26 protein-coding genes are annotated in these 25,924 nt (G+C 65.7%); 4 read left to right on the top strand and 22 right to left on the bottom strand.

All coding sequences use genetic code 11. The features are described 5' to 3' along the window. Window positions 1-138: 138 nt before the first annotated feature. From ACQY46_RS14305 to ACQY46_RS14290, 4 genes are all read right to left on the bottom strand, one after another. Window positions 139-1,116: a beta-ketoacyl-ACP synthase III gene (locus ACQY46_RS14305; protein ID WP_428696707.1), complete on the bottom strand. Its 978-nt coding sequence runs from the start codon at window positions 1,114-1,116 to the stop codon at window positions 139-141. Next, entirely contained in the window at window positions 1,113-2,174 is a 1,062-nt protein-coding gene (gene plsX / locus ACQY46_RS14300) for a phosphate acyltransferase PlsX (protein ID WP_428696706.1), read from the bottom strand. The genes ACQY46_RS14305 and plsX overlap by 4 nt, the downstream gene beginning before the upstream one ends. Before the next feature lie 332 nt (window positions 2,175-2,506). Further along, window positions 2,507-3,064, bottom strand: a complete 558-nt coding sequence (locus ACQY46_RS14295; protein ID WP_428696705.1) for a YceD family protein — start codon at window positions 3,062-3,064, stop codon at window positions 2,507-2,509. A 23-nt stretch (window positions 3,065-3,087) separates the two neighbouring features. Beyond that, window positions 3,088-3,624 carry a ubiquinol-cytochrome C chaperone family protein gene (locus ACQY46_RS14290; RefSeq protein ID WP_428696704.1) on the bottom strand — a complete coding sequence of 179 codons (537 nt, stop codon included), beginning with the start codon at window positions 3,622-3,624 and terminating at the stop codon, window positions 3,088-3,090. Between the two features lie 194 nt (window positions 3,625-3,818). On the opposite strand from ACQY46_RS14290, the gene ACQY46_RS14285 reads away from it, so the two are divergent. Beyond that, complete coding sequence (locus tag ACQY46_RS14285; protein ID WP_306027591.1) at window positions 3,819-4,256, top strand: outer membrane protein assembly factor BamE; 438 nt, start codon at window positions 3,819-3,821, stop codon at window positions 4,254-4,256. A 119-nt stretch (window positions 4,257-4,375) separates the two neighbouring features. Here ACQY46_RS14285 and ACQY46_RS14280 read toward each other — a convergent pair whose 3' ends face one another. The 16 genes from ACQY46_RS14280 to ACQY46_RS14205 form a co-directional block, all read right to left on the bottom strand. Beyond that, complete coding sequence (locus ACQY46_RS14280) at window positions 4,376-6,511, bottom strand: sodium-translocating pyrophosphatase (RefSeq protein WP_428696703.1); 2,136 nt, start codon at window positions 6,509-6,511, stop codon at window positions 4,376-4,378. A 159-nt stretch (window positions 6,512-6,670) separates the two neighbouring features. Next, window positions 6,671-7,909 (bottom strand): MFS transporter, encoded by a 1,239-nt coding sequence (locus ACQY46_RS14275; protein ID WP_428696702.1) that lies wholly within the window; start codon window positions 7,907-7,909, stop codon window positions 6,671-6,673. Between the two features lie 145 nt (window positions 7,910-8,054). Then, on the bottom strand, window positions 8,055-8,618 hold the full coding sequence (gene nusB, locus ACQY46_RS14270) for a transcription antitermination factor NusB (protein ID WP_428696701.1): 564 nt from the start codon (window positions 8,616-8,618) through the stop codon (window positions 8,055-8,057). A gap of 3 nt (window positions 8,619-8,621) precedes the next feature. Beyond that, window positions 8,622-9,068: a 6,7-dimethyl-8-ribityllumazine synthase gene (ribH, locus tag ACQY46_RS14265; RefSeq protein WP_428696700.1), complete on the bottom strand. Its 447-nt coding sequence runs from the start codon at window positions 9,066-9,068 to the stop codon at window positions 8,622-8,624. Window positions 9,069-9,263: 195 nt separating this feature from the next. Next, window positions 9,264-9,866 (bottom strand): riboflavin synthase, encoded by a 603-nt coding sequence (locus ACQY46_RS14260; RefSeq protein ID WP_428696699.1) that lies wholly within the window; start codon window positions 9,864-9,866, stop codon window positions 9,264-9,266. Between the two features lies 1 nt (window position 9,867). After that, on the bottom strand, window positions 9,868-10,968 hold the full coding sequence (gene ribD, locus ACQY46_RS14255; protein ID WP_428696698.1) for a bifunctional diaminohydroxyphosphoribosylaminopyrimidine deaminase/5-amino-6-(5-phosphoribosylamino)uracil reductase RibD: 1,101 nt from the start codon (window positions 10,966-10,968) through the stop codon (window positions 9,868-9,870). Between the two features lie 50 nt (window positions 10,969-11,018). Then, complete coding sequence (gene nrdR, locus ACQY46_RS14250; RefSeq protein WP_428696697.1) at window positions 11,019-11,495, bottom strand: transcriptional regulator NrdR; 477 nt, start codon at window positions 11,493-11,495, stop codon at window positions 11,019-11,021. Window positions 11,496-11,599: 104 nt separating this feature from the next. Beyond that, a complete protein-coding gene (glyA, locus tag ACQY46_RS14245) occupies window positions 11,600-12,910 on the bottom strand; it encodes a serine hydroxymethyltransferase (protein WP_428696696.1) in 1,311 nt (436 codons plus the stop codon). 240 nt (window positions 12,911-13,150) lie between these two features. Then, window positions 13,151-13,354 (bottom strand): DUF6898 family protein, encoded by a 204-nt coding sequence (locus tag ACQY46_RS14240; RefSeq protein WP_428696695.1) that lies wholly within the window; start codon window positions 13,352-13,354, stop codon window positions 13,151-13,153. Window positions 13,355-13,469: 115 nt separating this feature from the next. After that, window positions 13,470-14,723 carry a L,D-transpeptidase family protein gene (locus ACQY46_RS14235; protein ID WP_428700493.1) on the bottom strand — a complete coding sequence of 418 codons (1,254 nt, stop codon included), beginning with the start codon at window positions 14,721-14,723 and terminating at the stop codon, window positions 13,470-13,472. 376 nt (window positions 14,724-15,099) lie between these two features. Next, on the bottom strand, window positions 15,100-15,612 hold the full coding sequence (gene ldtR / locus ACQY46_RS14230; protein WP_306027600.1) for a transcriptional regulator LdtR: 513 nt from the start codon (window positions 15,610-15,612) through the stop codon (window positions 15,100-15,102). A 438-nt stretch (window positions 15,613-16,050) separates the two neighbouring features. Next, window positions 16,051-16,947 (bottom strand): 3-hydroxyisobutyrate dehydrogenase, encoded by an 897-nt coding sequence (gene mmsB, locus ACQY46_RS14225; protein ID WP_428696694.1) that lies wholly within the window; start codon window positions 16,945-16,947, stop codon window positions 16,051-16,053. Window positions 16,948-17,017: 70 nt separating this feature from the next. Then, window positions 17,018-17,428 carry a DUF6163 family protein gene (locus tag ACQY46_RS14220; RefSeq protein ID WP_306027602.1) on the bottom strand — a complete coding sequence of 137 codons (411 nt, stop codon included), beginning with the start codon at window positions 17,426-17,428 and terminating at the stop codon, window positions 17,018-17,020. A 41-nt stretch (window positions 17,429-17,469) separates the two neighbouring features. Continuing rightward, a complete protein-coding gene (locus ACQY46_RS14215) occupies window positions 17,470-18,531 on the bottom strand; it encodes an enoyl-CoA hydratase/isomerase family protein (protein ID WP_428696693.1) in 1,062 nt (353 codons plus the stop codon). An 85-nt stretch (window positions 18,532-18,616) separates the two neighbouring features. Beyond that, window positions 18,617-19,756, bottom strand: coding sequence for an isobutyryl-CoA dehydrogenase (locus tag ACQY46_RS14210; protein ID WP_428696692.1), 1,140 nt, complete (start codon window positions 19,754-19,756; stop codon window positions 18,617-18,619). A 192-nt stretch (window positions 19,757-19,948) separates the two neighbouring features. Further along, window positions 19,949-20,191, bottom strand: coding sequence for a hypothetical protein (locus tag ACQY46_RS14205; protein WP_428696691.1), 243 nt, complete (start codon window positions 20,189-20,191; stop codon window positions 19,949-19,951). Window positions 20,192-20,324: 133 nt separating this feature from the next. On the opposite strand from ACQY46_RS14205, the gene hemB reads away from it, so the two are divergent. Beyond that, complete coding sequence (gene hemB / locus ACQY46_RS14200; RefSeq protein ID WP_428700492.1) at window positions 20,325-21,293, top strand: porphobilinogen synthase; 969 nt, start codon at window positions 20,325-20,327, stop codon at window positions 21,291-21,293. A gap of 150 nt (window positions 21,294-21,443) precedes the next feature. On the opposite strand, the gene ACQY46_RS14195 is transcribed toward hemB, so the two are convergent. Next, a complete protein-coding gene (locus ACQY46_RS14195; RefSeq protein WP_428696690.1) occupies window positions 21,444-22,211 on the bottom strand; it encodes a hypothetical protein in 768 nt (255 codons plus the stop codon). Between the two features lie 278 nt (window positions 22,212-22,489). After that, complete coding sequence (locus ACQY46_RS14190; protein WP_428696689.1) at window positions 22,490-23,899, bottom strand: PLP-dependent aminotransferase family protein; 1,410 nt, start codon at window positions 23,897-23,899, stop codon at window positions 22,490-22,492. A 109-nt stretch (window positions 23,900-24,008) separates the two neighbouring features. On the opposite strand from ACQY46_RS14190, the gene ACQY46_RS14185 reads away from it, so the two are divergent. Together ACQY46_RS14185 and ACQY46_RS14180 are read left to right on the top strand one after the other, a co-directional pair. Then, window positions 24,009-24,629, top strand: coding sequence for a LysE family translocator (locus ACQY46_RS14185; RefSeq protein ID WP_428696688.1), 621 nt, complete (start codon window positions 24,009-24,011; stop codon window positions 24,627-24,629). A 39-nt stretch (window positions 24,630-24,668) separates the two neighbouring features. After that, window positions 24,669-25,892 carry a threonine ammonia-lyase gene (locus ACQY46_RS14180; RefSeq protein WP_428696687.1) on the top strand — a complete coding sequence of 408 codons (1,224 nt, stop codon included), beginning with the start codon at window positions 24,669-24,671 and terminating at the stop codon, window positions 25,890-25,892. Window positions 25,893-25,924: the final 32 nt, after the last annotated feature.

Here is a 25,924-nt window from a genome sequence, read left to right as displayed (position 1 = left end):
GGCGGTGTCAGGGATGTTTTTGTTAGGCCCACGAGAGCCCGCAAACCCGACCGACAGCCTATTGTCTTGCGTACTGGTGGTCAACCGCGCCGGTCAACGTTGGATTGAAAAACCCACACTCGTCAAGACTTTGCGTATTTACCAGCGCAACAGAGTCGCACCCCACGTGAATCCGCCGCCCATCGCCTCGAGCATGACAAGGTCTCCTCTCGCAACGCGGCCGTCGCGCACCGCCCGGTCGAGCGCAAGCGGAATCGACGCTGCGGAAGTGTTGCCGTGATCCTCGAGCGTGATGACGACCTTGGCGGGATCGATGCCGAGCTTCTTGGCGCTTGCATCGATGATCCGCCGGTTGGCCTGATGCGGGATGAACCAGTCGAGCGCATCGGCGTCGGTGCCGGTCGCCTCGAAGGCCGCCTCGACGACATCGGTGACCATCGACACCGCATGGCGGAAGACTTCCTTGCCCTGCATGCGCAGGTGGCCGACCGTTCCGGTCGAAGACGGACCGCCGTCGACATAGAGCTTGTCCTTGTGGGAGCCGTCGGAGCGCAGATGCGAGGTGAGCACGCCGCGATCGGCCGTCGTCCCCTCGCCGTCCGCCGCTTCCAGAACGACGGCGCCGGCGCCGTCGCCGAACAGCACGCAGGTGGTGCGGTCTTCCCAGTCGAGGATGCGCGAGAAGGTCTCGGCGCCGATCACCAGGGCGCGCCGGGCCATGCCGGTGCGCAGATAGGCGTCCGCCGTTGCCACCGCATAGACGAAGCCGGAACACACGGCATGCACATCGAAGGCGAAACCACTGGTCAGGCCGAGCTTGTTCTGCACAGTCACGGCGGTGGCGGGAAAGGTGTTGTCCGGGGTCGCCGTCGCCAGGATGATCAGGTCGATGTCGGCGGCGGCCACGCCCGAGGCTTCAAGCGCCTTGCGGGCAGCCGCCACGGCCAGGTCCGAGGTCAGCTCGCCTTCGGCCGCGATATGACGGGCGCGGATGCCCGTACGCTGGACGATCCACTCGTCCGAAGTATCAACCATCTGCGCCAGATCTTCGTTGGTCAGCCGGCGCTCCGGAAGATAGCTGCCGGTCCCCAGAACGATGGATCGCTTAACTGTCACTGATCACCTTCCGATCCGTCACGCGGCGCGAAGCGACCGCGATGGAAATGCTTCAAGTCCTGAGAAATCTTGTTCATCAGATCGTTGCGGGCCATGTCGTAGGCAAGCTCGACGGCGGAGGCAAAGCCCTCCGCGTCGGTGCCGCCATGGCTCTTGATGACAATCCCGTTGAGGCCAAGGAAGACGCCGCCATTGACCTTGCGCGGGTCCATCTTCTCGCGCAGCCGGTCGAATGCGTCCTTGGCCAGAAGATAGCCCAGACGCGCCCGCCAGGTTCGGTTCATCGCGGAGCGCAGGTATCCGCCGATCTGCCGGGCGGTGCCTTCCGCCGTCTTCAGCGCGATGTTGCCGGCGAAGCCTTCCGTCACGACCACGTCGACGGCTCCCTTGCCCAGATCGTCGCCCTCGACGAACCCGGCATAGGTCAGGGAGCGCAGGTTCGCCTCGCGCAGCAGCCGGCCGGCAGTGCGCACTTCCTCCAGGCCCTTGACCTCCTCGACGCCGATATTGAGAAGGCCGACGGTCGGGCGCTCGATGGAAAACAGGATGCGCGCCATGGCCCCGCCGAGAAGCGCGAAGTCGATGAGCTGCTGCGCATCGGCGCCGATGGTCGCGCCGACGTCGAGGACGATCGACTCGCCCCGCATCGTCGGCCAGATCGCGGCGATTGCCGGACGCTCGATATTGGCCATGGTGCGCAGGCAGAATTTCGACATGGCCATCAGGGCGCCGGTGTTGCCGGCGGACACCGCGACATCCGCGTGGCCGGTCTTCACCGCCTCGATGGAGCGCCACATGCTGGACTTCCAGCGGCCCTGGCGCAGCGCCTGGCTCGGCTTGGCATCCATCGCGACGGAAATCTCGCAATGATGCAGCGTCGAGGCCTCGCGCAGACGCGGATACGCCTCCAGCAACGGCGCCACCACGTCGGTGTTGCCGTAGAGCGAAAAGGAGATGTCGGGGCGGCGTTCGAGCGCCAGCGCGGCGCCTGGAATGACGACTTCCGCGCCCTTGTCGCCACCCATCGCATCAAGCGAGATTCGTATCGTTTGAGCCATCGTCCGCGTCTTCTGGATCGGTGCCCGCCTCCCGCTCCGCCTCGCGTGCAGTGGCTGCGCCGATCGGCATTGCCATCCCGAAACGTCCGAGCCGTCATGCGGTTCGGACCGGCTTCACGCCGTCTTGTCGTTCTTCCCGGCTTTTCCGTCGTCCCGGCAACGCGGCACGGCGGAGTGCTGTTTTGACTGCCTAACGCTGTACGACCCGCATTGCGCGCTGTCGCCCGAGGCGTTGGGGAACATACCCGTTTACAACAGGGAAACAACAGCTTTCTGGCCATGCTCCGGGCCGGCGAGCAGCGTCTTCCCTTGCGTTACTTCGCGTTCGCGCTTCACTCGTCGCGCTTGCGCAGCTTGTCAAGAATGGCAAAGGGCGAGGGTTTCTTCCCGTCCTCCGGCGCGTCCTGCCCGTCTTCGCGATAGTCCTCGGGCAGTTCGGCGCCGGGAGCGCGCGGGAACGGGTCGAGCGCCAGAGCGAACTGCTCGCACAGGATGGCGCCAAGGTCGACCCGGCCGCCTTCCAGCTGATCGGGCGGATCCTCGGCAAAGGCATCGACGTCGATCTCCCCGTCGTCGCTGCCGGAAAGCTCGGCCGCGTCCGGATCGAAGCGCATGGAGAAACTCTCGTCGATCTGCTGGTCGACCGGCGCCAGCGTGACGACGCAGGCCTGAACGGCATGCGCGATCAACCGGCCCTCGACGGCGACCCCCACCTTGCGCCACCGGCGCAGCTCGAAGCGGGCCGAGATATCGCGCAGATCGACCAGCGAATAGGTCTTGATCATGCGCTTGATGTCATCGGGACCCGGGGTGACCTCGACGACGACCGGGCGCTCGCCCACATGCAGGATGTCCTGCATGTGGCTGAACGGAAGTGTGGCAATGCTCATGATGCGGGCTCCGGGAAAGAGGGTCAGGCGGCGGCCGGCAGATCCGGCCAGCGCAGGCGACCGGCCATGATCTCGCCCGGCTCCTGTCCGGCAAGCAGGTCTGTCGCCTCGCGCAGATAGGCGGCGATCGCGCTGGCGGCAACCGGGTTGCCCGCCTCGGCGAAGAGATTGCGGTCCACGACCTCGACGAGTTGCTGGCGGGTGTCGGAGGCGAGTGCCTCGGCAAGCGCTCCCGCACGACCGTAGAAGGCTTCCGCCATCTTCTTCACCTTCTTGGGGACGCTCAGGTCGCCGACCCCCATCTCGCGCAGCGAGCCGTCCATGTCGGCGAAGAACAGGTCGAACAGCTCCTGTGAGAACGCGCTCACCGTCTCCCCCTCGCCCCGCAGCCGGTTCAGCACGAGGATCATGTGCAGCATCAGCATCTCGAAACGACCGTCGATCGTGTCGGGAACCTGAAGCCGGCTGTAAAATCCGGATTGCCGCGCCTGCGCCACGATCGCGGTATAAGTGGCATGCACTTCCGGATGACGACGCCGGCGGAAGAGACCGAAAACCATTGGATGCCTCGCTTGGACGAAGGTTGCCAAGTGGCCTAGCGCAGGTTAGGGACTTTGCCAAGGATGCACGGACAGGGATGATGCTCCGGGCGGGCGGTCCTCCTTGCCGGAAACCGTTTCGCCGCGAGCCCGTTTCCACCGGAGAATGCCTCGCGGCTGGAAAACGACGCCAGAAAGCAACAGGACACGCTTCAATGAAGACATGGATTCGCGGAGCAATCGTGGTCGGTGCGCTGGCCCTGCCGCTGGGTGGCTGTTTCACCACGACGCTGAACCACGGACACGTGATCCCCTCGGAACGGGTGCGCGACATCCAGGTCGGCTCCAGCCGCGAGCAGGTCGAACTGCTGCTCGGCTCCCCGTCGACCGTGTCGCGGCTGAACGGCGAGGCCTATTACTACATCTCGCAGACGACAGAGACGACCGCCTTCCTGAGCCCGGACGTGGTCGAGCGGCGCGTCGTGGCGATCTATTTCGACGAGGACGGCTTTGTCCGCGACACGGGCTATTACAGCCTGGAAGACGGCAAGGTCCTCGACGTGCTCACCCGCAAGACCCGCACCGGCGGCTCCGACTACGGTTTCCTGACGCAGATCCTGCGCGGCGCCAAGAACCCGAGCCTCGGCCTGTAAGGAGGGTAGTTGCGCAGCGCCGGCGGCGCGTCGTCTTCCTTGCACTTTGCGAACGCAAAAGGCGCCCGCCGGATCCCGGCGGGCGCCTTTTCCTTGTCGTCAGCCTGACCGTGCGGCGATCAGCTGTGGGCGAGAACCGCCAGCAACAGCAACGCGATGATGTTGGTGATCTTGATCATCGGGTTGACCGCCGGACCGGCGGTGTCCTTGTAGGGATCACCAACCGTGTCGCCCGTGACCGACGCCTTGTGCGCCTCCGAGCCCTTCTCGTGCTTGACGCCGTCCTTGTCGACGAAGCCATCCTCGAAGGACTTCTTGGCATTGTCCCACGCACCGCCGCCCGCCGTCATCGAGATGGCGACGAACAGGCCCGTGACGATCACACCGAGAAGCATGGCGCCGAGAGAGGCAAAGCCCTGCGACTTGCCGGCAATGGCCGTGATCACGAAGAAGATCACGATCGGCGAGAGCACCGGCATCAAGGAGGGAACGATCATCTCGCGGATCGCGGCCTTGGTCAGCATGTCGACCGCGCGGCCGTAGTCGGGCTTCTCCGTGCCTTCCATGATCCCCGGCTTTTCCCGGAACTGGCGGCGGACTTCCTCCACCACCGCACCGGCGGCGCGTCCGACCGCCGTCATCGAGATGCCACCGAAGAGATAGGGCAGCAACCCGCCGAACAGCAGGCCGACGACGACATAGGGGTTGGTCAGCGAGAAATCGACGCTGACGCCATCGAAGTAGCTGCCCGGCGCCGCGTTGGCCGCGAAGAACTTCAGGTCCTCCGTGTAGGCCGCGAACAGCACCAGCGCGCCGAGGCCCGCCGATCCGATCGCGTAGCCCTTGGTCACCGCCTTTGTCGTGTTGCCGACGGCATCAAGCGCGTCGGTGGTGACGCGCACCTCCTTCGGCAGGCCGGCCATTTCGGCGATGCCGCCGGCATTGTCGGTGACGGGACCGAACGCGTCGAGCGCGACCACCATGCCGGCAAGCGCCAGCATCGTCGTCACCGCGATGGCGATGCCGAAGAGGCCGGCCAGGTTGAAGGCGCCGAGGATGCCCGCGATGATGACGATGGCCGGCAGCGCGGTGGCCTCGAGCGAGATCGCCAGACCCTGGATGACGTTGGTACCATGGCCCGTGACCGACGCCTGGGCGATGGAACGCACCGGACGGTACTCCGTACCGGTATAGTATTCCGTCACCCAGATGATCAGGCCGGTGACGACGAGACCCACAAGCCCGCAGTAGAACAGGTGGCGACCGGCGAAGGTGAGCCCGCCGCTCGTCGTGTACTCGGTGGCGAAGCCGAGCCAGAAGAAGACGATGCCGAACAGCGCCACGGCGGACAGCACGGCCGTCGCGATGAAGCCCTTGTAGAGGGCGCCCATGATCGAGTTGTTGGCACCGAGCTTGACGAAGAAGGTGCCGATGATCGAAGTGACGACGCACGCGCCGCCGATGACGAGCGGCAGCAGCATCAGTTCAAGCGCCGCGGCGCCTGTGAAGAAGATCGAGGCCAGCACCATGGTGGCGACCACGGTCACGGCATAGGTTTCGAACAGGTCCGCGGCCATGCCGGCGCAGTCGCCGACATTGTCGCCGACATTGTCGGCGATGGTGGCCGGATTGCGCGGATCGTCCTCGGGGATGCCCGCTTCCACCTTGCCGACGAGATCGCCGCCGACATCCGCGCCCTTGGTGAAGATGCCGCCGCCCAGACGGGCGAAGATGGAAATCAGCGAGGCGCCGAAGCCGAGCGCCACGAGGGAGTCGATCACGGTGCGGCTCTGTGCCTCGTAGCCGAGACCGCCGGTGAGGATCGCGTAATAGACGGCGACGCCAAGCAGCGCCAGGCCGGCGACCAGGAGCCCGGTGACCGCGCCCGACTTGAAGGCGATCTCCAGACCCGCCGCAAGCGACGTGCTGGCCGCCTGCGCCGTGCGGACGTTGGCGCGAACCGAGACAAGCATGCCGATATAGCCGGCGGCGGCGGACAGCACGGCGCCAATGGCGAAGCCGATGGCGACAAGCATGCCGAGCAGCCATGCCACCAGGGCAAAGATGACCACGCCGACGATCGCGATCGTCGTGTATTGCCGGTTGAGATAGGCCTGTGCGCCTTCCTGGATGGCACCGGCGATTTCCTGCATGCGGGCATTGCCGGCATCCGCCGCCATGACCGACTGGATCGCCCATGCGCCATAGGCGACGGACAGGAGACCACAAAGGATTACAATTACAAGCTCGAGCATTCTTCCCCCCAATGAAGGACGCGAAAGGACCGTTGGTTCATTGTTATCCGGTCCCGTGGGGAAGAACGGTATCCGTCCTGCGCGTCCCGTCAAGGACGAGTTTCCACCCTTTCACGCTGGCGCAAGGACGTCCCGCCGCGGCATGGCGGGCTTTCGCTGTCAGCCGATCGCGCGGCCCCTCTCAAATCTGACAAGCCAGACGATGAGGCCCAGACAGGCCAGCGTGAACGGGAAGACCAGGGTGTTGATCGTCGCCCACCCCTGATGCTGCAAAAGCGCGCCGGAAGAGAATGACGCAGCGGCAACGAAACCGAAAACCAGGAAGTCGTTGACCGACTGGACGGTGTTGCGCTCGCTCGGGCGATAGACGTCCGTCAGCATCGCGGTCGCTCCGATGAAGCCGAAATTCCAGCCCAGCCCGAGCAGGATCAGTGCGATCCAGAAATGACCGACCTCGATGCCCGACAGCGCCACGACGGCACAGGCCGCGAGCAGCGAAAGCCCAAGAATGACAATACGTTCCTTGCCGAACCTGGCGATCAGGTGGCCGGTGAAGAAGCTCGGCCCGAACATCGCCAGAACGTGCCACTGGATGGCATGGGCGGCGTCTGTCTGGGTCAGGCCGCAGGCGATCATGGCAAGCGGCGTCGCCGTCATCACGAGGCTCATCAGGGCATAGGAGGTAATGGCGCAAGCGGCAGCGACGATGAAGCGCGGCTGAGCCATGATCACCGCGAGCGGGCGACGCGATCCGTCGGCAACGGGACCGCGCGGCGGGCGCGGGATCGAGACGAAGGCGACGATGCACAGACCGACAAGGGAGAGCGCCGCCTGGGCCACATAGGTCCCGGCGAACATCACCGGTTCGAACAGGTCGGCCGTGTTGATCACCGTCTGGGGGCCGACGATGCCGGCCGCCACGCCGCCGGCAAGGACGAAGGAAATGGCCTTCGGCTTGAACGCCTCGCTCGCCGTGTCGGCGGCAGCGAATCGGTACTGGTGGACGAAGGCGCTGACGACACCGCTGCCCATGGTGCCGAGGCAGAAGAGCAGAAAGTTCGCCTCGAAGATCGCATGGGCGGACAGGAGCCCCGCGAGAATGCCCAGAGCGGCCGATCCGACGAAGCCCGCACGGCGGCCGAAACGATGCATGATGGCGCCCGCCGGCAGTGCGCCAAAAGCGGTGCCGAGCACGAAGCAGGAGACCGGCAGGGTCGCAAGCGACTTGTCGGCGCCAAGCAGGCTCGACCCGACCAGCGAAGCGGAAGCGATGACGATCGAGGCCGACGCGCCGCCAAGGGCCTGCGCGCAGGCAAGAAGCACCGCGTTGCGGCGGGCGAGACCGTCATTGACGAGAGAAGCCGGCGGGGCCGACACGTTTGCGCCTTGGGCGGTCATCTGGATCTGTCCTGCAGGTCAGTCTGGCGGGGATCCCGGCATCGGCCGGAACACGCGCAGCCTAGTGCAGGCAACAGGCAAGGACAACGGTGCCACGGCTATATGGGCCATAGCCGGGGGCCATCACCCATCGGACCACCCGTGATCAGGCGCCCTCGCCCGGCTCGCCCGGAACCGGCGGCTCATCCACGACCGGCGGTTCGGAAGGCTTCGCCGGCGCGTCGAACTCGGTTTCCCGGAACTCGCGGGCAAGCTTGTCGAGAACGCCGTTGACCATGCGCGGCTCGTCTTCCTCGTAGAAGGCGCGAGCGACGTCAATGTATTCGCTGATGACCACACGCCCGGGCACATCCTTGCGGCGCATCAGCTCGAAGGCACCGGCGCGCAGGATCGCCCGCAGCGTCGTGTCGATGCGCTTCAGCGGCCAGCCCGCGACGAGCGAGCGGTGAATGACCGGGTCGAGAATGCGCTGTTCGGCGACGACGCCCTTGACGAGATCGCGGAACCAGGCCGGGTCGGCCTCGCGGTACTGCTCGCCATCAAGCTCCGCGCCAAGACGAAAGGCCTCGAACTCGGCCAGCACGTCGGCCAGAGATGAACCGCCGACATCCATCTGGTAGAGCGCCTGGACAGCGGAAAGACGCGCCGCGCCCCGCTTGTTGGCGGGGCGGGCGGCAGGCTCAGTCCGGGCTTGGTTCTCGTCGCTCATCTGTCAGACCCCGAGGCGATCCCGGACCGCAATCATGTCGAGCGCGGCCTGCGCGGCGGCACCGCCCTTGTTCTTCTGCTGGACATCGGCACGCGCCCAGGCCTGCTCGCGGTTCTCGACCGTGAGGATGCCGTTGCCGAGCGGCAGGGCCGCATCGATCACCAGTTCCATGACGGCGCGGGCGGATTCGTTGGCGACAATGTCATAGTGGCTCGTCTCGCCGCGGATGACGCAGCCAAGCAGGACGAAACCGTCGAAATCGGCCTGCCCGCTTTCCATGGCGGCAAGCGCCATCGCAAGCGCCGCCGGGATTTCAAGCACGCCCGGGACGGAAACGCGGGTCACGTCGGCACCCTGGCCTTCGAGAACCTCGGTCGCGCCCGCAAGGAGGGCGTCGGCAATATCGTCGTAGAAGCGGGCGTCAATGATCAGGATGCGGGGAGTCGTCATGTCGCTCTCGTCGCTTTCGTGGTTCTCTGGCCGGTCGCGCGGCAAGGCGCCGAAGGGCGCGCGGGAGGAACCGGCCGGGCAGCCGGCGGAGCCGGCTTCAGGGTGCCGGTAGGAACCATGTCGGGCAGCGTTTGTCCAGCGCGGATTGCCCGGGGCTGCCATGCCTCCAACGGGAGCTTTGCAGGATGCCGGGGTTCAGCGGTATTCGGCAAGCCGCGCCGCGTAGCGGGCCATCATGTCGACCTCGAGATTGACCCTGTCGCCGACCCCGCGCCCGGCCCAGGTCGTTGCCGTCAGCGTGTGCGGGATGAGGAAAACGGTGAACGTGTCCCCCTCCACCTCGTTGACGGTCAGCGAGGTGCCGTCGAGCGCCACCCCTCCCTTTTTGGCAATGAACCGGGCGCAGTCCCGGGGCACGCGAAAGCGGAAGAAGACGCTGTCGGGGTGATCCTGGCGGGCAATGATCTCGGCAACGCCGTCGACATGCCCCTGGACGATATGACCGCCAAGCTCGTCGCCGATCTTCAGCGAGCGTTCCAGGTTGACACGGTCGCCCGGCTGCCATGCCCCGACCGTGGTCAGGCGCAGGGTCTCGGCGGCGGATTCGATCTCGAACCAGTTGCCGGTGTCGCCCCGCCCCCTGGCGGTGACCGTGTGGCAAACCCCGCCACAGGCGATGGAGGCACCGATGTCGATCCCTTCCGGCTCGTAGAGCGTGTCGATCCGCGTGCGCAGACCGGCCGGGATCTCCGTCACGGACGCGATGCGCCCCACGTCTGTGATGATGCCGGTGAACATGTCAGGTCTCGCTTCTGTCGCGTACATAATGGGTCATGGTGTCGGCGCCAACCGTCCGCTGACCGACAGTCCGGTAGCCCGGATCCTGCGCGACGAGGTCGACACCCCTGTCGCCGAAGGGCGGGATGCCGCCCTCCCCGATCACCAGCTCGCTCTGCGAAATGATCACCTCGTCGGCAAGGTCGGCATCGAGGAACGCGCGGGCGATCGCCGAGCCTCCCTCCACCATCAGCTTGGTGATGCCGCGCTGGCCAAGGGCACGCACCGCGGCCTGCGGCTCGATGCGGCCGTCCTTGGGGCGGGCAAGCCGGATCACCGTGCAGCCGGCGTTTGCGAGCGCCTCGACCCGGTCGGGATCCGCGTCGGCGGCGACAAGCAGCCACAGCGGCACCTCGGCGGCGGTTGCCACCAGGTTGCTGTCGAGCGGCAGGCGCGCGGCGGTGTCCAGGATGATGCGCACCGGCGAGCGATGGCCAAGGCCCGGTAGCCTGCAGTTGAGAACGGGATCGTCCGCGAGCGCCGTTCCGATACCCACAAGGATGCCGTCGCATTCGGCCCGCAGGATGTGGACCCGGCGGAAAACGTCCTCGCCGGTGATGGCGATCTGGCCGGTGCCGCTCTTGCCGATATAGCCGTCGCTTGAAACCGCGAGCTTGAGCACGACCTGCGGGCGGCCGCGCGTCAGCCGGCTGACATGGCCGGCATGGAGCGCCGCGCAGAGGTCTTCGCGAACGCCCGAGGCGACCTCGACGCCGGCATCGCGCAGCATGGCGACGCCGCGGCCGGCAACGCGCGGATTGGGGTCGAGCAGGCCGATGACCACGCGCTTGACGCCAGCTTCGGCGAGCGCCACCGAGCAGGGCCCGGTGCGCCCCTGGTGCGAGCATGGCTCGAGCGTCACGTAGCAGGTGGCGCCGCGCGCCTTTTCGCCGGCTTCCGTGAGGGCGACGACCTCGGCATGCGGTCCGCCGGGCGGCCGCGTATAGCCGCGCCCGACAATGACCGGCCCGTCGCCGTCATCGCGCACGACCAGGGCACCGACGGCCGGGTTGGGCCACACACGGCCTAGCGCGCGCCTCGCATAGGAGGCCGCCGCAGCCATGAAACGATCGTCGTTCCAGCCGTTTGACATGCGCGTGATACGTCCGTCGATCAGGTTTCGCCGAGCGCTGCGGCGTCCGGGCCGCTCATCTCGTCGAGCAGCGCCTCGAAATCCTTGGCTTCGCGGAAATTCTTGTAGACCGAAGCGAAGCGGACATAGGACACGTCGTCGATCACCTTGAGGCCTTCCATCACCAGGTTGCCGATGTCGCTCGCCTTGACGTCGCTTTCGCCCGAGCTTTCAAGCTGGCGCACGATGCTGCTCACCATCCGCTCCAGACGATCCGGCTCGACCGGGCGCTTGCGGGTGGCGATGCGCACCGATTGCATCAGCTTGTCGCGGTCGAAGGGAACGCGGCGGCCGGTGCGTTTCAATACGGTGAGTTCGCGCAACTGGATGCGTTCGAAGGTGGTGAAACGCCCGCCGCATTCCGAACAGATCCGGCGACGGCGGATTGCGGTGTTGTCCTCCGTGGGACGCGAGTCCTTCACCTGTGTGTCGTCACAACCGCAATAGGGGCACTTCATGCGTTACATGGCTCCGGATCGGCGGATCACCGCGGCCCCCCATGGGCGGCGGTCCCCGATGTCTGGCCCTGGACGCGCGCCCGCGGGAGCGCGCGCCCCCTGCCTCAAAGCGTCGGATAGATCGGGAAGCGGTCCGTCAGAGCGATCACCTTGGCCTTCACCCGCGCCTCGACCTCGGCATTGCCGTCATCGTCATTGGCGGTGCGCAGGCCGTCCAGGACCTCGCCGATCAGGCGGCCGATCTCGCGGAACTCGCCCTGGCCGAAGCCGCGGGTGGTGCCCGCCGGGGTGCCGAGGCGAATGCCCGAGGTGACGAAGGGCTTCTCCGGATCGAACGGGATGCCGTTCTTGTTGCAGGTGATGTTGGCCCGGCCGAGTGCCGCCTCGGCGCGCTTGCCGGTGGCGTTCTTGGGCCGCAGGTCGACCAGCATCAGGTGGTTGTCGGTGCCGCCGGACACGATGTCGAGCCCCTGTTCCTGCAGGCTCGCGGCCAGCGCCCTTGCGTTGTCGACCACGGCGCGCGCATAGGTCTTGAACTCCGGCTGCAGCGCCTCGGCCAGGGCAACGGCCTTGGCGGCGATGACATGCATGAGCGGTCCGCCCTGCAGGCCCGGGAACACCGCCGAGTTGATCTTCTTGGCGATCGCCTCGTCATTGGTCAGGATCAGGCCGCCGCGCGGGCCGCGCAGCGACTTGTGCGTCGTCGTCGTTACCACATGGGCATGCGGCACCGGCGAGGGATGGACGCCGCCGGCCACGAGGCCCGCGATATGCGCCATGTCGACCATCAGGTAGGCGCCGACCGAATCGGCGATCTCGCGCAGGCGCTGCCAGTCCCAGACACGCGAATAGGCCGTGCCGCCGCCGATGATCAGCTTCGGCTTGTGCTCCTCGGCGGCGCGGGCGATGGCGTCCATGTCGAGCAGATGGTCATCCGCGCGCACGCCGTAGGAGACGACGTTGAACCACTTGCCGGACATGTTGACCGGCGACCCGTGGGTCAGGTGGCCGCCCGAATTGAGGTCGAGACCCATGAACGTGTCGCCCGGCTGCAGCAGCCCCAGGAACACGGCCTGGTTCATCTGGCTGCCCGAGTTCGGCTGGACGTTGGCGAATTTCGCGCCGAACAGCTCCTTGGCGCGCTCGATGGCGAGCGTCTCGACCACGTCGACAAACTCGCAACCGCCATAGTAGCGCTTGCCGGGATAGCCTTCGGCATACTTGTTGGTAAGGATGGTGCCCTGCGCCTCGAGCACGGCGCGCGAGACGATGTTCTCCGAGGCGATCAGCTCGATCTCGTGCCGCTGGCGGCCAAGTTCGCTGGTGATTGCGGCATTGATCTCCGGATCGGCGTCGGCAAGCGAGCGCGTGAAGAAGTCCGGATAAATCGGCGAGTCGAGTGTGGTTTCAGTCATCGACATCGTCGGTCCCCTCTAGCAGTCCTGAAGTGAGATCAGTCGCGTATCGTGAACGCTGGCGCCGCGATCGCTTGCGAATGAGGGTGGATCACGGATGCGGCACGGATGCGCCCTGCCCGCAAACCGCCCCCGGGTCGGTCAATCCAAAAGGCACCGCCAGATAACACAGCCACCGGCGCGAACCAAGGCCCATTGCCGTGGCGCGACGTCACGCCGGCTCACAATGCAAGGAGCGTTTCAGACCTTGCCGGTCTCGCCTGCGAGGCGCCGCATCAACTTGCGCAGCGCCAGTTGCCGCAGGTCCGACTGCGCGGCCTGCACCGGGCCAAGGACCACCACCTCGATGCCGGTCGCGGCATCGATCGCGGTGACCCGGATCTGGCGTCCGACCGGCCTGAACTCGAAATAGACCTCGCCCCTGGGCGTGCCGTCCGCGCTCATGACGCCCGATCACCTCGCGCAAGGGTGCGGCGGGCAGCCGGGAAAGGCACGCCCGGGCGCGACCGGAACTGGCGCGAATGCGACAGGGCCGCACAAACGCGGCAAGCCCCGGCGATCACTGCAGGTTAATTCCCGCCGTGGCTTCGCTCATCAGCAGGCCGTCGCGGTTGTAGATGTCCTCGCGGAAGTGGACGACGCCCTCGGCCGTCGCCCATGCGGTGACATAGGCCATGTAGATCGGGATCTTCGACTTCAGCTTGACGTCCTCGCGGGTTCCGGCCCGGATCGTCTCGTCGACGCGGGCGCGGTCCCAGTCCGGCGTGGTGCTGGAGAGCAGCCAGGTGATCAGTTCGCGCACGTTCTGGACGCGCACGCAGCCGGAGGAATGGAAGCGGTAGTCGGACCCGAACAGCGACTTCGACGGCGTGTCGTGCAGATAGACCTGGTGCTTGTTGTGGAAGTTGATGCGCACCGATCCCAGCGAGTTGATCTCGCCCGGTTCCTGACGGAACTGGTACTGGGTCGCCTCGTCGGTGCTCCAGTCGATCTGCTGCCAGGCGAGCTCGTTGCCCTTCCAGTCGAAGATGCGGATGCGATTCTTGTCGAGATAGGCCGGATCCTCGTTCATCTTCGGGATCAGGTCCTTGCGGATGATCGAGACGGGCACCGTCCAGTAGGGGTTGAAGTTGAGCTCGTAGATCGAGGAATTGAGGATCGGCGTCTGGCGGTCGATCTTGCCGACAACGGCGGTGTGGCGCGAGCGGACACGGCCGTTTTCGACGGCCTCGATCTCTGCCGCCGGAATGTTGACCATCACGTAGCGGTCGCCGAGGAAGCCGGACATGGACCGCAGGCGCACCAGGTTGGTCTCGAGCTGCGACAGGCGCACGTCGGCGGCAACATTGAGCGCGACGAGCGTCGACTTGCCGACAACGCCATCCGGGGTGAGCCCGTGGCGCAGCTGGAAGCGGCGCACGCCGGCATCGACGTAGGAATCGAACGTGTCGGAGAGACCGGCGGTCTGCTCGAGGTCGCCGGAGACCATCAGCCGACGACGCAGGCTGACCACATGTTCCTCGCGGACGCCGAGCTTCATCGCCTTGCGGCTGCTGGTCACCGTCGGCCAGCCGCCCTGCTGGACAATGGCCGAGTAGCGCTGGATCGCGTATTCGACGTGAGAGGCGGTGTCGGGAGACAGCGTCGGGAAGGACGATTCCATCGCCTGCAGGCTGCGCATCGTCGTGTCGAACTGGTCGCGCCATTCGATCCGCTGCTGCTGCTGCAGCAACGCCTGGACCGGGGCCGGCTGCGCTGTGGCCACCTGGGCGCCGCCAACGGCCATCAGGCCCGCCAGCCAGAGGCCGGTCATGCCGCCACGCGCGATCCGCGCCTGCTTCGCGAAAAGGTCGGTTGCTCGATATCCCACCGTGTCGACTCCAGTCCGGTATCCGAAAATAAAGGTCTCGTTAGGGATACTTCGGCGGAATTAACAAATACTCACGCGCCGCCCAGCCCATTCGGTCGGCGCCATTGCGGGGCGCGGACCATTCTGCCGCCATGTCAGGGACATGACAGCAAATCGATAGCCACCCCATTATGGCACATTCATGTCGCATCGCCAGAAAAGCGCCGCCCCACGCCGGTTCGGGGGCAGAAATGCGTCGAGCTGTCCCGTGGCAAGGCACGGGACAGCTCGAAGGCGGATTTTCGATGTGGCCGTTCCAGGCGGCGGAGGCCGCCGTCTCTCAGAGCCGGTAAAGGATCTGGTCGGTCCAGAAACGCTCGAGGCGGCGCAGCGAGCGATTCAGCACCTTGAAGTCGTCCGGGCCGATTTCGCCGACCTGCTCGACCGACAGCATGTGCCGCTCGTAGAGCGTGTTGACCTTCTCGGCGACGTCCTTGCCCTTGTCCGTCAGGCTGACGCGGACCGAACGGCGGTCGGTGCGCGAGCGCTGGTGGTGGATGAAGCCCATGTCGACAAGCTTCTTCAGGTTGTACGACACGTTGGAACCGAGATAGTAGCCGCGGGTGCGCAGTTCACCGGCCGTCAACTCGGCGTCGCCGATGTTGAACAGCAGCAGCGCCTGCACGCTGTTGACGTCCGCACGACCCTCGCGGTCGAACTCGTCCTTGATCACATCCAGCAGCCGCCGGTGCAGACGCTCGACAAGCGTCAGTGCTTCCAGGTAGAGCGGCTTGATGTCATCGCTGTCTTCGGCCTGCATTGCTGCATCGACCGCCTTCTTTGCCGTCATCATCTGTTTGCGCCTCATGTATTGTTTGCGGTGCGTTTTTTGTCACCTTGAGACAGAGATTACCGGGCGGCCTCTAAAATCCGCTTAAAAAGGAGACTAAATCTTCGGTTAACGTGCGAATGCAATGCAGGATGCCAGAAACGAGAATTTGTTAAGGATAAATACTGCCGGGTTGCGGACAGAATTTGCCAGCAAACTCAACCACGCCCCCACGGCAACCCGCCAAAGCCGCCCGACAGGCGGACAGGATGCACGCAGGAGCACGTAGGTACGCATCCCGATACACGCGTCCCGCGTTGGAGCGGTTCCCTGCACCCCTCCCAGGCGCGGGAGAGGAAACGGCCGTCATTTCCGCTTCCGGAAACGAAAAACGCGCCGGATCGACTCCGGCGCGTCTGATTTTTTTCGGCACGATTTTCGCAGCACGACCCGGTGTCCGGATCAGCCTTCCGTCTTGCCACGCAGGAAGCGCACGATGCCGGAGAAGTCGGTGCCGCCCTCGCCCGAATTGCAGAACATGTTGTAGAGTGCCGCCGCTTCCGCACCGAGCGGGGTCGAGGCGCCGCTCGCATTGGCCGCCTCCTGGGCAAGCTTCAGGTCCTTCAGCATCATCGCCGCCGCGAAACCGGGCTGGTAGTCGCGATTGGCCGGTGAGGTCGGCAGCGGCCCCGGAACCGGACAGTAGCTCGTCAGCGACCAGCACTGGCCGGACGCGGTCGAGGAGATGTCGTAGAGCTTCTGCGCGTCCAGTCCGAGACGCTCGGCCAGCACGAAGGCCTCGCTGACGCCGATCATGGAGATGCCGAGCAGCATGTTGTTGCAGATCTTCGCCGCCTGGCCGGTGCCGGCATCGCCCGCATGGACGATGGTCTTGCCCATCACGTCGAGATAGGGATGCGCGGCCTCGTAGGCTGCCTCCGGTCCACCGACCATGAAGGTCAGCGTGCCGCCGGCCGCACCGGCCACACCGCCGGATACCGGTGCGTCGACCATCGGCATACCGGCATTTTCGGCGGCAGCGGCAACGACGCGCGCGCTTTCCACGTCGATCGTCGAACTGTCGATCAGCAGCGTGCCCGGACGGGCATGGGCGAGAATGCCGTCCTCCCCGGTATAGACCTTGCGCACATGCGCGCCGGCGGGAAGCATCGTCACCACCACGTCGGCGGAAGCGACCGCCTCGGCAACGCTGTCGACCGGCATGCCGCCGGCCTCCTTCAGCCGGGCCTTGGCGTCCGGCGACAGGTCGAGGCCACACACCTTGTGGCCCGCCTTGACCAGGTTGATCGCCATCGGCCCGCCCATGTTGCCAAGCCCGATGAAACCGATTGTCGCCATTCCCTGCACTCCCCGATTGCCTGCCCCTTGCGGGCGGATACTCTTGTTCGATTGCGCGCCGGCCGTCCGGTCAGCTTCGCTGTTCCCTGTCGCTCAGATAGAGAAGCACCAGATAGATCGCGATGGTGGTGAGATAGAATGCGATCTCGTAGGGGCGCCGGCCGAAAATATCGGAGAACAACGAATGCATGACGACCTGCGTCAGCGCCCGCGTCAGCCACATCACGGCGCCCCATGAAACGGTCAGCCAAAGGCCGATCGCCGCGACCAGGTCGATCACCGCGAAGAAAACCGTCGCCGTCTGCCATTCCACCGGCATGTCCCAGAACCACAGGCCGCGCCATGGAACGATGCCGACGATGCGGGCCCAGTGGATGAGGCCCGCGCCGATCAGCATGATGGCCATGCCTCGCAGGTACCAGACGAGAATCTGCGACCATGCAGGCCGGTTCTTCAGATAGTCGAGCAGCAGCTCGTTCATCGTTTTCCGCTTCCTGTCCCCGGAGGCTTCACCCTGTCCGGTCAGACGTCGAGATCGCCGCCCTCGGGCGGCGCGAAATGGGCAAGCACCGCGTCCTCGGAGACATCGGCAAGCGTTGCCGGCGACCAGCGGGGCGCATTGTCCTTGTCGACGATCAGCGCGCGCACGCCCTCGTAGAAGTCGTGGCCCTGCAGGATATGGCTGACGATCCGGTATTCCAGCCGCATGCAGGCCTCGAAATCGGCCTCCCCGCCGCGCCGGAGCTGGGCGAAGGACAGCAGCACACTGGTCGGCGATTTCGACCGGATCGCGGCAGCAAGGCCGCCGGCCCATTCCGCATCCGCATCGGAGGCATTGCCCGCGACCGCATCCAGCGCGGAGAGGATCTCCGCGACGCTCGGCTTGCCGAACAGCCCGGCGATGCGCGGCGCGCGCGCGGCCAGCGCCGGCGTGCCCGCATCGTGACGCGCGGCGAAACGGGCCAGCACGGCGTCGACATCCACGTCCTCGCCGAGCGCCTGCGTCAGCGCATCAAGATCGGCGGAAGCGACCGCATGGGTGAGGATCCCGGTCCACAGCGCATCGGCCTGCTTCAGGCGGCCGGCGGAGAGTGCCGCCATCATGCCGGTCTCATCCGGCATGCGCGGCAGAAAGTAGCTGCCGCCGACATCGGGGAAAAAGCCGATGCCGGTCTCCGGCATGGCGAAGGTCGTCCGCTCCGTCCCCACCCGGTGACTGCCATGCACCGAAAGGCCGACGCCGCCGCCCATGACGATGCCATCGACCAAAGCCACATAGGGCTTGGAATAGCGCTTGATGCGAACATTGAGCCGGTATTCGTCGGCGAAGAACGACCGCTGAGCCGGATCGCCCGCCTTGCCCATGTCGTAGACACGGCGGATATCGCCGCCGGCGCAGAAGGCCTTTTCGCCGGCCGCACGCACCATGACGAGACGGACCGAGGCATCGCTTTCCCAGGCGGCCAGCGTGTCGGCCATCCGCAGGACCATGTCATGGGTCAGGGCATTGAGGGCCTTGGGCCGGTTCAGCGTGACGACGCCGGCATGGCCGATGCGATCGAAAAGAATTTCAGGCTCACTCATCAACTATCCTCAACAAATATACAGGATCACTCTTCCAATTCACCGGACGACTGAAATCTCGGCAGTCACGCCAGGCGCGTTCTGGTCAGTCCTTGAGCAAATCCCTTGCGATGATCACACGCATGATCTCGTTTGTACCTTCAAGGATCTGGTGAACCCGGACATCCCGCAGGTAACGCTCCACCGGATAGTCACGCAGATAGCCGTATCCACCGTGCAATTGCAACGCCTCGTTGACCACCGCGAAGCCGACATCGGTCGCCATGCGCTTTGCCATCGCAGCCATGCGCGTCGCGTCCGGGGTCTTGGCGTCGACCAGCGTCGCCGCCTTGTGCAGCAGCAGCCGCGCCGCCTCCAGGTCCGTCGCCATGTCGGCGAGGCGGAACTGCAATGCCTGGAACTCGGCCAGCGCCTTGCCGAACTGCTTGCGCTCCTTGAGATAGCCGATCGAGCGCTCCAGGCAGCTCTGTGCGGCGCCGAGCGAACAGGCGCCGATATTGAGCCGGCCGCCGTCGAGGCCGGCCATGGCGATGGAAAAGCCCTGCCCTTCCTCGCCGATTCGGTTTGCCACCGGCACCCGGCAATCGGAGAAATTCACCTGCGCGGTCGGCTGGCTCTTCCAGCCGAGCTTGACCTCCTGCGCACCGAAGGAGAGACCGGGCGTGTCCTTCTCCACCACAAGGCAGGATATGCCCTTTGGTCCGTCACCGCCGGTACGCACCATCACGACGTAGACATCCGACATGCCGCCGCCGGATATGAAGGCCTTGGAGCCGTTCAGCACGTAGTGATCGCCGTCGCGAACCGCACGGGTGCGCAGGCTGGCCGCGTCGGAGCCGGCGCCCGGTTCGGTGAGGCAGTAGCTGGCGAAATGCTCCATCGAACAGAGGGCGGGCAGGAACCGCTGGCGCTGTTCCGACGAGCCGAAGCGGTCGATCATCCACGCGGCCATGTTGTGGATCGAGATATAGGCGGCGGTCGAAGTGCAGCCGCGCGCCAGTTCCTCGAAGATCACGGCAGCGTCGAGGCGGCCGAGGCCGGACCCGCCGACATCGTCGCCCACATAAATTCCGCCGAAGCCGAGTTCGGCGGCCTTGCGCAGCGTTTCGACGGGAAAGAAGGATTTCTCGTCCCACTCAGCGGCGTGAGGTTCCATTTCGTCGCGGGCGAATTGCCGGGCGACATCCTGAAACGCGCGCTGGTCCTCACCGAGAGCGAAATCCATGGGCCTGTACCCTCCCCTTGTCCGGCTTGCCCGCCGGTGGTCTTGTCGACATGTGTTGCTGTCGGCAGCTGCGCAAAGAGCCGCGCCGTCATGGCGGTGCTGGTTGGATATCGGGCGCCCGGCCCTGCGTCAATCAGGCCGTGGGTCGCACGCCATCAGCGCCTTCCGGTCGCCCGCCTTGCGGTGCTAGGGTCAGGACTCACTAGATTGACGAAAATGGCGTTCGACATGACAAGAGATGCTAGGAAAGGCTCGAAGAGCGGGGTTGGCGCCCCGGTCGAAAGCCTTGACGCGGCAGATCGCCGTCAGATCGAACGTCCCTCGGATCGGGCGAATTTGCACGGGCGTCAGCGTCGCAAGACCTTGAAAGGCATTGGCCTTCCTTCGGCCTTGCTCCTCGTCGCCGCACAAATTCACTCCGACCAGTTCCGCCAATCTAGCGAGTCCTGACCCTAGGGTCGGGCAACCGAAGCACAGACAAGTCATGGACGATACGATGAACGCCCCCCAGCCTCCTGTTTCCCGCCTCCCGTCAGCCAATGTCGACGCGGTCACCGGCGGCCGGCGGATGCGCCGCAACCGGCGCACGGACTGGTCTCGCCGGCTGGTGCGCGAGAACACCCTCACTGTCGACGACCTGATCTGGCCGCTGTTCCTGACCGACGGCAACGGCGTCGAACAGCCGGTGCCATCGATGCCCGGCGTCACCCGCTATTCCGTCGACCGGATCGTCGCACAGGCGGAGATCGCCGCCGAACTCGGCATTCCCGCGCTGGCGCTGTTTCCCAACACCGATCCGGCAAGGCGCGACGCGATGGGTGCCGAAGCCCTCAATCCCGGCAACCTGATCTGCCAGGCCTGCCGGGCGATCCGCGCCGCGGGCCTGCCGGTCGGCATCATCACCGACGTGGCGCTCGATCCCTATACCAGCCATGGCCATGACGGGCTGATGGAGGGCGAGACGATCCTCAACGACGAGACGGTGGAACAGCTTGTCGCCCAGGCGCTCCTGCAGGTGGAGGCCGGGTCCGACGTGATCGCGCCGTCCGACATGATGGACGGGCGCGTCGGCGTCATCCGTTCGGCGCTCGACACGGCCGGCTTCCAGGACATCCAGATCATGTCCTACGCGGCGAAATATGCCTCGGCCTTCTACGGCCCGTTCCGCGACGCGGTCGGCACCAACGCGACGCTGGTCGGCGACAAGCGCACCTACCAGATGGATCCGGCCAACACGGACGAGGCGCTGCATGAGGTCGAGCTCGACATCGCCGAAGGCGCCGACATGATCATGGTCAAGCCGGGCATGCCCTATCTCGACATCATCCGGCGGGTGAAGGACACGTTCCTGCGGCCGACCTTCGCCTATCAGGTGTCGGGCGAATACGCGATGATCCAGGCTGCAGCGCAGAACGGCTGGATCGACGGCGAGCGGGCGATGATGGAGAGCCTGATGGCGTTCAAGCGCGCCGGCTGCGACGGGGTGCTGACCTATTTCGCGCCGCAGGCCGCACGGAAGCTCACCGGAAAGGCCTGAGACGCGGCGGGCGGCAGGGCCATGCCGGCAGCCTGACGCCCCCTCACGAGCGCGGAAGACCGGCCGTCGCTGATCGCAGCTCAGCCAGGCATTCGGTCGCCTTCACTTCCATTTCAGGGAGATCGGACAGAACGGACGAGGAGCCTGACGTCAGGTGACGACACCTCCGGTCTGAACGATCCTTCCGGTCCCGGGCAAGTGCGCGCTCTCGAGGTCGGCGAAACCGTTCTTGTGAACGAGGTAGGTATGGCAGTCGAAGTTGCCGTGAACATAGATGTTGCGCGCCACGACCGACCCGTCCGCCACGCCGATGAAGCGCGTCATGTCGCTGACGCCGTCCGGCCATATCTGCGTGTTGTCGTCGATCGTGATGATGCCGCCCGTGTAGGCGTGAATGTGCGTGTCGCACCTGCCCCTGATGGCATACGGATCCTTGACGAATATCAATCCGAGATACGTCGCGGACATGTGATCCGCTTTTTTTCGTTCTCCGGTTTTCTTGTCCACGCGGTAGGAGTCGGTGAAGGATACCCCCGACTGGACAATGATCTGGGCGGCGTAGTAGGCACTGCAACTCGGCAGCCAGATGTTCTTTACGGCAACGGGGTTGATGGAACTGGTGTTGACCACTCCTCCTCCGTCGGCGACCTCGATTTTCGCCCCGCCCTCGTTCTTGCCACACACGTGGATTTCGCCGCCACCGATCGACCCGGGGCCAACCGTGAGCCCCTGTGAATAGACGCCGTCTGCGAGCAGGAACGTTACCTTTCGCCCCCCGAGACTTACGTTCTCCTGGAGATGCGCATAGGCCTCCGGCAGCGAACTGAATGCTGTTTCCTCGGTCAGGCCGTCTCCCCCAAGCGGCCTCGACGGATCAATATGATAAGACTGGTCTTCCTTAAGTAAATGCCGGTTCATTTCGCCCTCCACTCGATAAATTTTTTCTCTGAACAGATAAAATTCACATCACTTTCCGATGTGATCGCATTTAAATCTGCGTGCAATCCGTATCCTTGAAAAAGCGACGCAGAGTCAAAACGGAAAATTCATTTTGACCTTAGGATGAAATTGACCCGTTTCCGAGAAAATTCGCAATCAGTTTGGCGGAATATTATCCCCGTTTCTTCCCGGCAATGAACTGCCCCTCAATATCGCCGCCGACCATTCCTTGCGGGCCCTGATCTCATACCCCGTCCCTACGGCGCCAGACCGGCCATCGGCGGGCAGGTGCCGCGAAGGGCGGCAAGCTCCGCGATCGCCGTTCGAAACGCGACCTCATCGGGCACGGAGGCAAGACAGAGCCGCACTGACTGGGGGGCGGCACGCTGCTCGACCGAGAAGAAGCGCGCCGGCGACACGCGGATGCCGGCGGCCTCCGCCTCGGCGGCGAACCCGTCCGCCGTCCAGTTCTCGCCGACCGGAAGCCAGGCGAGACCGCCGTCGATGCGGGTCCGGTCGAGATCGGCGAAGACCTCGGCCACATGGGCCGCGCGGCAGCGCAGCCCGGCCCGCAAGCGGTCGAGCCGCGCCTCGAATTCAGGATCGGCAAGGACGCGGACGGCAGTCTGCGTCAGGATCGGCGAGACCATCAGGTTGAGTGCGTTCTGCACCGCCATCACCTTGCGGGCAAGCGGCCGCGCCGCGGCGACGTAGCCGACCCGAAGCACCGGCGCGACGCATTTGGACAGGCCGGTGACAAGCACCGTCGCATCGGGCGCGAGATGCGAGAAACCCGGCACGCGATCCTCTTCCAGGAAGCCGTAGACCTGGTCCTCGACGATGGGCACGCCATGGCGCAGGGCAACCGTTGCCAGTTGCTCGCGGCGGCGCAGCGGCATCGTCCGGCCGGTCGGATTCTGGACAGCGGGCATCAGAAAGACGCAGGAGACGGGCGAGCGTCGGCAGAGCGCGTCGAGCGCATCCGGATCCATGCCGTCCTCGTCCATGCGCAGCGGCAGCAGGCGTTCGCGGATCGCGGCCGCCGCGCCGATCACGCCCGGATAGGTAAGCGCGTCGCAGGCGATGCCGCCGCCCGGTTGCTGCAACGCGAGGAAGACGGCCGAAAGCGCCGCCTGCGCGCCGGCGGTGACGACGATCTCGTCAACCACCAGCCCCTCCCGCCAGCGTGACAGGAAAGGGATCGCCCCTTGGCGCTCACCGCCATCCTCTTCGACCCCGCGATAGGACAGCGGGACCGAGTGTCCGGCGAGCATCGCGGTCGTCTGCTGCAAGGCCCGGGTCAGCAGCGGACCGGCATCCTCCATCAGGAAACCGTTGACGCTGAAATCGGCAAATGGGCGGTCCCGTGCCGGGTCTGGCTGCCTCGCCTGCCCGCGCGCCTGAGGAAAGGCCAGCTTTCGGTCGTCCCCGCCGATGAACGTGCCGCGACCGACCTCGCCATGAGCCAGCCCCGCCGCGACAAGCCCGCGATAGGCGCGCGCCACCGTGCCCGGCGCGCAGCCGAGCTTCCAGGCGGCCTCGCGGATCGGCGGCAGGCGCTCGCCCGGCGCAAGCCGCCCCTCCTCGATGCCGCGCCGAAGATGTTGCTCGAGAACGCGGGCGCCGGGCACCGGGCCGTCGTCGGCAAGTTGCGAGAATATTGTCATGAGCACAATGTTATCATTGTATCTGATATTGTTTCAATTCAATTGTCCCGACCTGGCACAATCCTGCCGCGCGGCCCGCTGGCCCGCCGCTCTTGCAAGGTTCGAGACAATGTCTTCCGAAATGCTGATGCCGGTCGCCCAGTTCGGTTTGCTGGCCCTGTTTGTCGCGGCGATGGTCGGCTCGCCCGGCCCCGCCAACATGTCGCTGATGGCCAGCGGCCTCGCCTTTGGCGCGCGACCCGCCCTGCCCTTCATGGCCGGCACGATGAGCGGATTCCAGGTGATCTTCTGGCTCAATGTCGCCGGGCTCTTCGCGCTGCTGCAAAGCGCGCCACAGGTTTTCCAGGTGCTGCGCTGGGCCTGCATGGGATACATTTTGTATCTCGCCTGGACGATCCTGCGCAGCAACGGCGCCGGTGGCCGGGCGATGGAGCGGGTCCCGGGATACCTGCGCGGCTTCTGGGTGCACCCGCTCAACCCGAAGGCCTATGCGATGCAGATCGCCGGGATCAGCCAGTTCGTCTCGGCCGAGCGCTACTTTCTCGACGCACTCGTCCTCTCGCTCGCCTTCCTCCTGCTCGGCGGCTTTCTCAACGGGCTGTGGCTCTTCGCCGGCGGCTGGCTGCGCCAGGGCAGCGGGTCAGGCCGTTTCCTGCAGGGGCTGCGCATCGCGCTGGCCGGGTTGATGGTCGGCTCCACCATCCTGAGCTTGCAAATGATCCCGGCTTGATGGCAGTTGGGGCGACCTTCTCCCAGTCAGGTCGCCCCAATGCAGGTCACGCTGGACACGATCACCCGCGCCGCCAGCCTCATCGAGGGGGCGGTGATGCGCACGCCCTGCCTGCCGGCGCCGAAGCTTTCCCAGCTCACCGGTGCGGAAGTCTTCGTCAAATACGAGAACCTGCAGGTCACCAACGCGTTCAAGGAACGCGGCGCGCTGGTCAAGCTTCTCGCGCTCTCGGGCGAGGAACGGCAGCGCGGCGTCATCGCCATGTCGGCCGGCAATCACGCCCAGGCGGTCGCCTATCACGCGGCCCGCCTCGGCATTCCCGCGACCATCGTCATGCCGGAACCGACGCCTTTCGTGAAGGTGGCGGCGACGCGCGGCTATGGCGCCCGGGTGGTGCTCGCCGGCGAAATGCTGGCCGACGCGCAGGCCGAGGCCGAACGCATCGCGGCGGATGAAGGCCTCGTCTGGGTGCACCCCTACGACGATCCCGCGATCATTTCCGGACAGGGGACAATCGCGCTGGAAATGCTCGCGGACCAGCCGGATCTGGACTGCCTCGTCGTGCCGATCGGCGGCGGCGGGCTCATCTCGGGCATGGCGACCGCGGCAAAGGCGCTGAAGCCCGGCATCGAGGTGATCGGCGTCGAGGCGGCGCTTTATCCGTCCATGGTCGGTGCCATCCGGGGCGAGGAGGTCAGTTGCGGCGGCGCGACGCTGGCCGAGGGCATCGCGGTGAAGAACGTCGGCAAGCTGACCGCCGAAATCGTGCGCAACACCGTCGACGATATTCTCCTCGTCGACGAAGCGGCGCTCGAACGGGCCGTCAACGCCTATCTCACACGCCAGAAGACGATGGCGGAAGGCGCGGGAGCGGCCGGTCTGGCCGCCCTTCTCAGCTATCCCGAGCGTTTCGCGGGCCGCAGGACGGGCCTCGTGCTGTGCGGCGGCAATATCGACCCGCGCCTGCTTTCCTCGATCATGGTGCGGGAACTGGCGCGCGAGGGGCGGCTCCTGTCGATCCGCATCACCACGGCCGACCGGCCGGGTATCCTCGGCGAGATCTCGACCCTGATCGGCCGGCTCGGCGGCAACATCCTGGAAGTGTCGCATCACCGACTGTTCCTCAACGTCCCGGCCAAGGGAACGACACTCGACGTGACCATGGAAACCCACGACCGCGACCATGCGGGCCGCATTCACGAGGCGCTGGAGCAGGCCGGCCATTCGGTGCGCATGCTCGACCTGGGAGAATCGCGCATCTGAGCGGCCGCCGGCGCCCCGCGATTTGAAATTCC

The sequence above is a fragment of the Stappia sp. genome (genome assembly GCF_965276915.1).
Lineage (GTDB): Bacteria > Pseudomonadota > Alphaproteobacteria > Rhizobiales > Stappiaceae > Stappia.
Note: the sequence above shows the minus strand (reverse complement) of the source record. Positions and strands in the feature narration are given on the sequence as shown.

Bases quoted from the DNA above. Each gene is read 5' to 3' on its own strand.
- ACQY46_RS14240 (WP_428696695.1), bottom strand. From the start codon at position 13,354: ATGAGCGCGGACGGCACGCCCAGGGGCGAGGTCTATTTCGAGTTCAGG.
- ribD (WP_428696698.1), bottom strand. From the start codon at position 10,968: ATGGCTGCGGCGGCCTCCTATGCGAGGCGCGCGCTAGGCCGTGTGTGG.
- ACQY46_RS14210 (WP_428696692.1), bottom strand. From the start codon at position 19,756: ATGGATTTCGCTCTCGGTGAGGACCAGCGCGCGTTTCAGGATGTCGCC.
- glyA (WP_428696696.1), bottom strand. From the start codon at position 12,910: ATGACTGAAACCACACTCGACTCGCCGATTTATCCGGACTTCTTCACG.
- ACQY46_RS14185 (WP_428696688.1), top strand. From the start codon at position 24,009: ATGTCTTCCGAAATGCTGATGCCGGTCGCCCAGTTCGGTTTGCTGGCC.
- ACQY46_RS14275 (WP_428696702.1), bottom strand. From the start codon at position 7,909: ATGACCGCCCAAGGCGCAAACGTGTCGGCCCCGCCGGCTTCTCTCGTC.
- ACQY46_RS14290 (WP_428696704.1), bottom strand. From the start codon at position 3,624: ATGGTTTTCGGTCTCTTCCGCCGGCGTCGTCATCCGGAAGTGCATGCC.
- ACQY46_RS14280 (WP_428696703.1), bottom strand. From the start codon at position 6,511: ATGCTCGAGCTTGTAATTGTAATCCTTTGTGGTCTCCTGTCCGTCGCC.
- ACQY46_RS14295 (WP_428696705.1), bottom strand. From the start codon at position 3,064: ATGAGCATTGCCACACTTCCGTTCAGCCACATGCAGGACATCCTGCAT.
- mmsB (WP_428696694.1), bottom strand. From the start codon at position 16,947: ATGGCGACAATCGGTTTCATCGGGCTTGGCAACATGGGCGGGCCGATG.
- hemB (WP_428700492.1), top strand. From the start codon at position 20,325: ATGCGCCGCAACCGGCGCACGGACTGGTCTCGCCGGCTGGTGCGCGAG.
- ACQY46_RS14220 (WP_306027602.1), bottom strand. From the start codon at position 17,428: ATGAACGAGCTGCTGCTCGACTATCTGAAGAACCGGCCTGCATGGTCG.
- ribH (WP_428696700.1), bottom strand. From the start codon at position 9,068: ATGACGACTCCCCGCATCCTGATCATTGACGCCCGCTTCTACGACGAT.
- plsX (WP_428696706.1), bottom strand. From the start codon at position 2,174: ATGGCTCAAACGATACGAATCTCGCTTGATGCGATGGGTGGCGACAAG.
- ACQY46_RS14285 (WP_306027591.1), top strand. From the start codon at position 3,819: ATGAAGACATGGATTCGCGGAGCAATCGTGGTCGGTGCGCTGGCCCTG.
- ldtR (WP_306027600.1), bottom strand. From the start codon at position 15,612: ATGATGACGGCAAAGAAGGCGGTCGATGCAGCAATGCAGGCCGAAGAC.
- nrdR (WP_428696697.1), bottom strand. From the start codon at position 11,495: ATGAAGTGCCCCTATTGCGGTTGTGACGACACACAGGTGAAGGACTCG.
- ACQY46_RS14190 (WP_428696689.1), bottom strand. From the start codon at position 23,899: ATGACAATATTCTCGCAACTTGCCGACGACGGCCCGGTGCCCGGCGCC.
- ACQY46_RS14180 (WP_428696687.1), top strand. From the start codon at position 24,669: ATGCAGGTCACGCTGGACACGATCACCCGCGCCGCCAGCCTCATCGAG.
- ACQY46_RS14195 (WP_428696690.1), bottom strand. From the start codon at position 22,211: ATGAACCGGCATTTACTTAAGGAAGACCAGTCTTATCATATTGATCCG.
- ACQY46_RS14260 (WP_428696699.1), bottom strand. From the start codon at position 9,866: ATGTTCACCGGCATCATCACAGACGTGGGGCGCATCGCGTCCGTGACG.
- ACQY46_RS14235 (WP_428700493.1), bottom strand. From the start codon at position 14,723: ATGACCGGCCTCTGGCTGGCGGGCCTGATGGCCGTTGGCGGCGCCCAG.
- ACQY46_RS14215 (WP_428696693.1), bottom strand. From the start codon at position 18,531: ATGAGTGAGCCTGAAATTCTTTTCGATCGCATCGGCCATGCCGGCGTC.
- nusB (WP_428696701.1), bottom strand. From the start codon at position 8,618: ATGAGCGACGAGAACCAAGCCCGGACTGAGCCTGCCGCCCGCCCCGCC.